The organism is Levilactobacillus brevis ATCC 14869 = DSM 20054, from assembly GCF_001433855.1.
Lineage (GTDB): Bacteria > Bacillota > Bacilli > Lactobacillales > Lactobacillaceae > Levilactobacillus > Levilactobacillus brevis.
In genome coordinates, this window is record NZ_AZCP01000004.1 from 98,804 (window position 1) to 105,950 (window position 7,147).

6 protein-coding genes and 1 pseudogene are annotated in these 7,147 nt (G+C 47.0%); 3 read left to right on the top strand and 4 right to left on the bottom strand.

Annotated elements, in window-relative coordinates:
• The first annotated feature begins 14 nt into the window (after window positions 1-14).
• The 3 genes from FC61_RS08415 (at window position 15) to FC61_RS08425 (ending at window position 3,961) form a co-directional block, all read left to right on the top strand.
• Window positions 15-1,340: a GHKL domain-containing protein gene (locus tag FC61_RS08415; protein ID WP_021742395.1), complete on the top strand. Its 1,326-nt coding sequence runs from the start codon at window positions 15-17 to the stop codon at window positions 1,338-1,340.
• Window positions 1,337-2,683, top strand: a complete 1,347-nt coding sequence (locus FC61_RS08420) for a hypothetical protein (RefSeq protein WP_035464937.1) — start codon at window positions 1,337-1,339, stop codon at window positions 2,681-2,683. The genes FC61_RS08415 and FC61_RS08420 overlap by 4 nt, the downstream gene beginning before the upstream one ends.
• Before the next feature lie 537 nt (window positions 2,684-3,220).
• Complete coding sequence (locus FC61_RS08425; RefSeq protein WP_021742397.1) at window positions 3,221-3,961, top strand: glucose 1-dehydrogenase; 741 nt, start codon at window positions 3,221-3,223, stop codon at window positions 3,959-3,961.
• A 231-nt stretch (window positions 3,962-4,192) separates the two neighbouring features.
• Here FC61_RS08425 and FC61_RS08430 read toward each other — a convergent pair whose 3' ends face one another.
• The 4 genes and pseudogenes from FC61_RS08430 to FC61_RS12540 all read right to left on the bottom strand — a co-directional run.
• A complete protein-coding gene (locus FC61_RS08430; RefSeq protein ID WP_042516687.1) occupies window positions 4,193-5,080 on the bottom strand; it encodes an RluA family pseudouridine synthase in 888 nt (295 codons plus the stop codon).
• A gap of 91 nt (window positions 5,081-5,171) precedes the next feature.
• On the bottom strand, window positions 5,172-5,627 hold the full coding sequence (locus tag FC61_RS08435; RefSeq protein ID WP_021742399.1) for a universal stress protein: 456 nt from the start codon (window positions 5,625-5,627) through the stop codon (window positions 5,172-5,174).
• Window positions 5,628-5,812: 185 nt separating this feature from the next.
• On the bottom strand, window positions 5,813-6,463 hold the full coding sequence (locus FC61_RS08440) for a cation diffusion facilitator family transporter (RefSeq protein ID WP_021742400.1): 651 nt from the start codon (window positions 6,461-6,463) through the stop codon (window positions 5,813-5,815).
• Window positions 6,464-6,469: 6 nt separating this feature from the next.
• Window positions 6,470-7,147 (bottom strand): annotated as a pseudogene (locus FC61_RS12540) (MFS transporter); the annotation flags it as partial.

Below are 7,147 nucleotides of genomic sequence, written 5' to 3' on the forward strand. Positions count from 1 at the left end.
GAAGGTGATCAGGCATGCAGCTATTAGATACGCACTTTTGGATCAACTTTGTCTTGGCAATGACAATGCAATGGTTCATCACTTTATGGGTTGGTGTTATTCGTCCCCAAAACTGGAAACTACCTTTAAAGTGGATGGGCTGGGCCTTGATCCCGGCAGTGATTGGCCAATCGTGGGCGCTACTATTGCCTTCAATCAGTGCGCTATTGTATTTAATTCATCACCAGCCACGATTGACGCTGATTTTTGTGAATGCGACAATCGTGATTTTTTTAGTCGTGGTCATGGTGAACGATGTGGTTCGGGCCGTAACGATTGAAATTTTTGGGTGGAGTGTTAGTCAATCAATCCCAGTGATTACACTGAGCTTGGTTTTTCAGATTGTTGTCTATACGCTTTTCTCGATAGCTGTTTCGGGTATGCGACTGCAACCCGGAAATCTAGAGGAGCTGGCGCTCAACCGCAAGGAACAATGGACCGTTATGGCATTACTGATTAGTCTAGCAACGCTCGCACAACTGTCTTCCATTATTATTCATCATCTCGCCGTCTCTCACGCCATGTTGACGTTTGATTTAAGTATTGAATTGGTGATGATCTTATCAATTAGTGCCAGTTTGTTTATTTTTCTACAGAGTTTTTTTCACCGTCAGCGGGTGCAGGCGCGCTTCCAAGAAGCCCTGTTGCGGACTCGCTATGATCGGCGAATATCCGACCAAGTACAAGCGATTCGGGCATTTAAGCAGCGATATCAGCAGCAGATGCTGCGTTTGGGGGATTACCTAGATGCCAAGGACTACGCCGGGTTAAGCGCGTATTACCAAACACTGAATTCGCAGTGGCAGGCAACGAACCAGATGGCCGGATTAGAAGCTGAGGGGTTACAACGTTTGAATGATCCCTCACTGAAAAGCTTACTGTTTCAAAAGTTATTGGTCGCGCAAGGTCGCGGGTTGGTTTTGCGGTTAGAAATTCCGGAGTCGATTCAGGCGGTACCGATGAATAATGTGCAATTATTACGTGTGATGGGGATTCTCCTAGACAATGCGATTGAGGCGGGGAGCGATGGTCAACGACGGGAAATTCATTGCGCGATTTTGGATTATCCCGATGCGGTAGAATTGGCAGTGGCTAACCCGGTTTCCCCACAAGATCCGCCGCAATTAAATCACATCATGGCGGCCGGTTATACCACTAAAGGCGCCGGACACGGCCAGGGACTGCGTACCGTTCAAGATATTATCGCGCAAACCCCCGGAGCGGCTTTGCAATTGGCATTAAAACACGACCGATTGTACTTTACGGTAATCTTGTTGAAGTCAGGGGGGCGAGTTGCGTGATAACGGTAAGCATGCTGAGTTTTACGTTGGCAGATTTTTCGATGGTCTATTGGTTTGTTTATTTTCAATACTACTGGTTTTCCGAATTGACGGTCCTTAAACATATATCTCTATTTTGCTTTTTAGTTGCCATTGTTTATACAGTGATTGATATATGGAACCCCTTTACGTTCAATAGTATGCTGATGGGCGGTGCATTATCAGTTATTTTTCTATTGGGATTTGAGTTTTTCTTATTAGGTGTACGGCACCAAACAGAGTATTTACCCGCATTCATTGATGTATCAATTCTGGCTTATTTACTGGTTGAGTTTATAGACTTAACCGTGTTAGCATTAATGATTTGGTTAACCGGCATGGGATTTGCGACGAGCCTGTGGGGGACGTTGGTCGAGCTGGTACTTAACAATATTGTTTTGGCACTGGTTGCCTCGGGTCTCTGGTTAACACGAGCACCAATGGAAAATCTGATTCAGTCGATGCTAGGCCGGCCGACTGAGTATTTATTCTTGGCTTTTATGTCGGCATTGGCCACGGTTTACATTTTATTTGAATATTCATTGCAATCTTTGAATAATTCAGCTCAGTATCTGTTTTTCTTAGGTGGAGTTGCTGGTACGTTGGTAATTGGGCTATCTTTGAGTACTTATATGTTGATGCAGACCCACTTACAAGCACAACATACACAAATGCAAAGTCAGCAGCAGGCTTTTCGTGAGCAGTACGCGGCCGAGCTGAATCGCCAGATGGGAGTCGTTCGTAAGTTCCAACATGACTATCAAAACATGTTAGTCGGCTTAGGCGGTTACCTAGAGGATCAAGACTACGCGGGCTTTCGGCAACTTTATATCGACATTCGTTCCGGTTGGGAAACCAGTAACGCTGCTGATTTAACGGTCGAGGATTTGGAAAACGTGCCTAGTGTGGGGCTACGCTTTCAGTTGTATCATAACTATCTCTTGGCGCAACGTGCTGGCGTCCAGTTGTATGTTCAAGTGCCGGAGCCATTGACGGCAACGGTGACCACGGTTAAGAAAATGGGACAATTGGTTGATGAGACCTTACCAGCATTATTGCCGGTGCTTAGTCGTCAACAGCCAGCGCTAGTGACCTTTGAATTACGAGAAACGGCTAAGCAACTTCGCTGGTTACTGACCTTCCCGATTCCTAAGGATGCGCGATTGGATGGACATCACCGGGTAACTTCTAACCAAGGAATATTAGATTTTTCTAATGTGCATGAAAACTTACCGGCAAAAGCCACGTCAACCTTACAATTGAAGTTGCATTGGGGGCAACTGATGGTGGCATTACCTAAAAGTGATGGGCGATTGGGTGGTTAGACAGCGGCCTAACTTTTCACAAAGTTAACGCTGAGAAGAATTTGGTTAGTGTAAGTTCGGTGAATAAATTAAAGGTCTGAAAACGCTTGCATTTCTACTGCTGTCTGATATACTGATACTTGTAATACCAATCAATCTTTCAGAGAAGCCGAAAAATTTTGTGGTTTTGCGGGTTCTTGACTTTGTGAAGGCTATTTTGATCAGTGTTGATTAGAATAATCTTCACGGCACGATTAGTTTTAATTAACTAAAAGTGATTTGAATAGCTCAATACCTACATATTGAGATGAAGCTGATTTGAGTGACAGCGTTATCCTGACTACAAACTGTGATTATGTTGCAACTCTAATGATGCTAGTGGGAACCGGAGAGTGGTTACTCCGGTTTTTTTAGTTGTCAAGGGTTAGATAAAAGCGGTAAATAACTATTTGTAAGCGCTTGCACAATTGTGAGCGAACCTCTAAACTAGAAGTGTATCATCGATGTCTGTATCTGTTCCAGTCAACCAAGTTTACTTTGGAAAAGGGGAAATGACTCATGGCACGTTTAGATGGTAAAGTCGCAATTATTACTGGTGGGGTTAAAGGGATTGGTTTAGCAACAGCCAAGGCATTCGTTAAGGAAGGCGCGAAGATCGTCATCACAGATGTCGATGAGCACAGTAGCGCAGCAGCCTTGGCAGAGATCGGTCAGGATAAGGCCATTTTTGTGAAGCAAAACGTTGCGGATGAAGCGCAATGGGAACCCGTTTTTAAGGCCGCTGAAGAGGCGTTTGGTCCCGTGAATGTCTTAATGAATAATGCCGGAATCCTGAGCTTTAACAATGCCGAAGAAGTGACGGAAGATAGTTGGCACAAAGTCTTGGCTGTTGATCTGGACGGCGTGATGTATGGCGTTAAGCACGCAATTGCTCACATGAAAGTTGATGGTGGGTCCATTATTAATCTGTCATCAATTGCGGGACTCATCGGGATCTCGAATTTATTTGCTTATAATGCGGCTAAGGGTGGTGTGCGAATGCTGAATAAATCCGCAGCACTGTACTGCGCGGAACAACATTATCCCATCCGAGTTAACTCGATTCACCCTGGGTATATTCACACGCCGATGGTCGATGCTTACCCTGAGATGCGGCAACAATTAGAAGCATTGCATCCGGTTGGCCGCTTAGGTGAGGCTAGTGAGGTGGCCAATATGGCGGTCTACTTGGCTTCTGACGAGTCGTCCTTCTCAACTGGAGCGGAGTTCGTAGTTGATGGTGGTTATACCGCACAATAATAAAAAATAGAAACTAAAAGGCGCGAGATTAATTTCTCGCGCCTTTAACTATCTAATTAAATTAAGCGTTCCCCAGATTAACAAGATAGCGAGTAACACGATCAGAATAATGAGAGCGGCCTTCTGTCGGCGTTGCATGCAATCCCCCCCAAACTTCTAGAATTAGTGTAACAGGTTTTTAGTGACACGTTGGCTAAACGACGACATCGGCTGTATTTCGACGTTTAAGTACTAACTGAATTGGTCAAAATCATCTGGTACGGGTGCAGTGACGGTTGTGCGGGCATCGTTAACGGCGAATGGCTGTGGGAAGGTGAGTTGCCAACAGTGTAACCGTAAGCGATTGGTATCGGTCGTTGTGCCATATAAAGGATCGCCAATCAGTGGGTGGCCCGCGGCGGCTAAGTGCACCCGTAGTTGATGGGTCCGGCCAGTTTCTAGACGGAGTTGAATGAGTGTGGCTTGTTCGCGGTGATCGCAAACGTGGTAGTGAGTTACCGCCGGTTGCGCATGGTCGCCGTTAACCTGGCGTTTACGCTTGTCCAGTGGGTCGCGACCGATGGGATCCGTAAAGACACCATCACCAGTCAAATGGCCGTGGACCCAAGCTAGATAGGTGCGTTGCACTTGCTTATCAGCGATGTGTCGAATCATGATGGGCACAACAGCGGGGGTCTTGGTCATGAGCAGTGCCCCAGTCGTTTCTTGGTCTAAACGACTGAGAATATAAGGTCCCGGTTGATTAGGTCCCAAATAGGCCGCCACGTGATTCAAGGTGGTTCCCCGTTCTCCCGGTTGATTAGGGTGCGTTTTGCTGCCACGCGTTTTATTGATGACTAACAAGTCAGCTGATTCATACAAAACGGCCACTGTGGCGGCACTATCGGGATCAACATTGGGAAAGGGCTCTTTAAAGTCAGCGGGTAAAAAGGTTAATTGCACGGTGTCACCACTATAGACGAGCTGATTCATTGAGCGATAAGCCCCATTGATGAGCACGCGCTGATGAATGCGAAGATCGTGAATCAGGTGACTGGGGAGCCGCCAATCGATGAGTTGTTGTCGTAAAGGCGTAGCTATATAAGTGGCTGGCAGTTGCTGCGTATAAGTCCAGTGCACGGCGGCACCTCCTTTTACATGGGTCAATGTGAAGCCCGTGTGAGCATAAAATAAGGCCGGGAGCTGGTCCCGGCCTTAACGTACTTATTCGTTATTTGGTAGCTTCTGGCTTAACAATCAATACATCGCAAATTGCAGAACGGCTAACGTAGTTGGTCACAGAACCAACCATCAGGCGTTCAACGGCAGTTAATCCAGTTGATCCAATCACAATTAATTCGGACTTGTGATCAGCCGGGAATTCGCGTGCAATTACGGGTTTAGGATTACCAAACCGAACGTGAATGCTGACGTCCGTTACCCCGGCGTTGATTGCTTGTTGCTTGAGTGCATCAAGGCGATCTTGAACGTCTTGAGAAAGCTTGTAAATGACGTCACCACTAACGGCACCACCATAGGTATCGCTAAATTGGTTAACTTCCAACACGTTTAAAATATCTAGATGCGTTTTGTTGCGTTTAGCAACTTCGATTGCTTTTTCTAAAACCGGTTGCGTTGCTTTGGAACCGTCAACGGGAACCAGAATATTCTTATATTGTTGTAACATATGGAATGCCACCCCTTCACGAGTCAATGGTTAAGACTTTACCCTTACTATATCATTTATTCCGTAGAGTGTAAGCACTTAATTCTGAAAAAATGTAGTGAAAGAGCATGAAAACCCCGTGATTTAGGGCATTGAAGAATTACAAAAATATTACCGATTAATTGGTCCGCACGACTGGTGGCGCCTTATGGCAGCTGGTCACTGGAAATGACCATTAGAGCAGCGACGGCCACATTAAAGGTTTGCTTCATGAGAGTATCAACTTGTTGCGTCAGTTGGAAAATTTCAGCGGCGGCAACTAGGGCGGTGTTAGCTAAACGATGGGCCCAATGCCGATTGGCTAGCCACAATAAGAGGAGGATAAGCGTTGAAAGTCCAGCACCAATGCCAGCAATCCGCGATTGTAGTACTGGCGTTATGGGAGAAAATAACGCCCGAGTTGCTTGGTAAATAATATCGCCGGCAATCTCCACCATGACTAAGCCAGCCACTAAGGTGTAAAGGGTTTCGAAGCGAAACCGGGATTGTTGAATTCGCGGACTCATAGCCAGCTGTTCACTGGGCGCAATAGGGGCGCCCCACAGATCGTTGTCGTGAGTTTTAGCGGCCATGTAAAGGCCAGTCATCAGCAAGCTGGTGGAGAAAATTCCCGAGAGATTGTTAAATGCATCCGCGCGCAGAACTTGTGAATGGGCTAGCTGGGCACAACTAAGTTCGATGACAAAGAGCCCAAGATAGGTGCCAACATTAAGCCACAAGTGTTGCCGGGCAATCCGTAGGTCAGTAACGGTCGTTTGCTGGATGGTTTCCCAAGTGTTTTTTTGTAGTGGATTCATCAACTCTCACTCCGTTCTGGTAGTTAGTTGACGGTGATAACGGCGCCGTGATTTGAAAAGGAAGAGGACGCCTAACATGAGGCTGACAAAAGGAATCGCTAGTTGGTATGGGCGAATAAAGGCCCGCGTTAGTTGGCGTTTGGCATCCCGATGAATCCCGCGCACAGTGCGGTTGAGTGCCCGGTTGGCCTGACGGACTTGTTGGCTGACACGGCGGCTAACTTGGGTGTGAATTTGGTGCTTAATTTGTGCTGGTGCTTGCATCGCATGTGCCTGTTGTAGAGCGGTTTGGTAATGGTTTTGAATGAGCTGCCGGGTTGCGTGAGCGCTGATAAAGATGGTCGGTGATGATGCGCTGACACGTTCAGTAGCTAGTTGGTGATTGACCGCTTTTAGGGTGTCTCGTTTGGCCTTAGCCGGAATGGTTAACGCGGCCACGGCCTGTTCAGCATGGTGAGAAACGGTGGTTTTAGCGGTAGAAATATTGGCGGATAGGGCGGAAACGAAAATGGCGACGGCTAATGAGGTGCCAATTTGGCGGAAAACACCAATAACGCTTTGTGAGGCGGTTAGGAGCTTGCCAGAGAAGTCGCCGGCGGCCAGTACGGTAACTGGTCCGATAATGACGCCATACCCCGCACCGGACAGCATGAGGGCGATGCTGACCTGCCAATAAACGGCGGG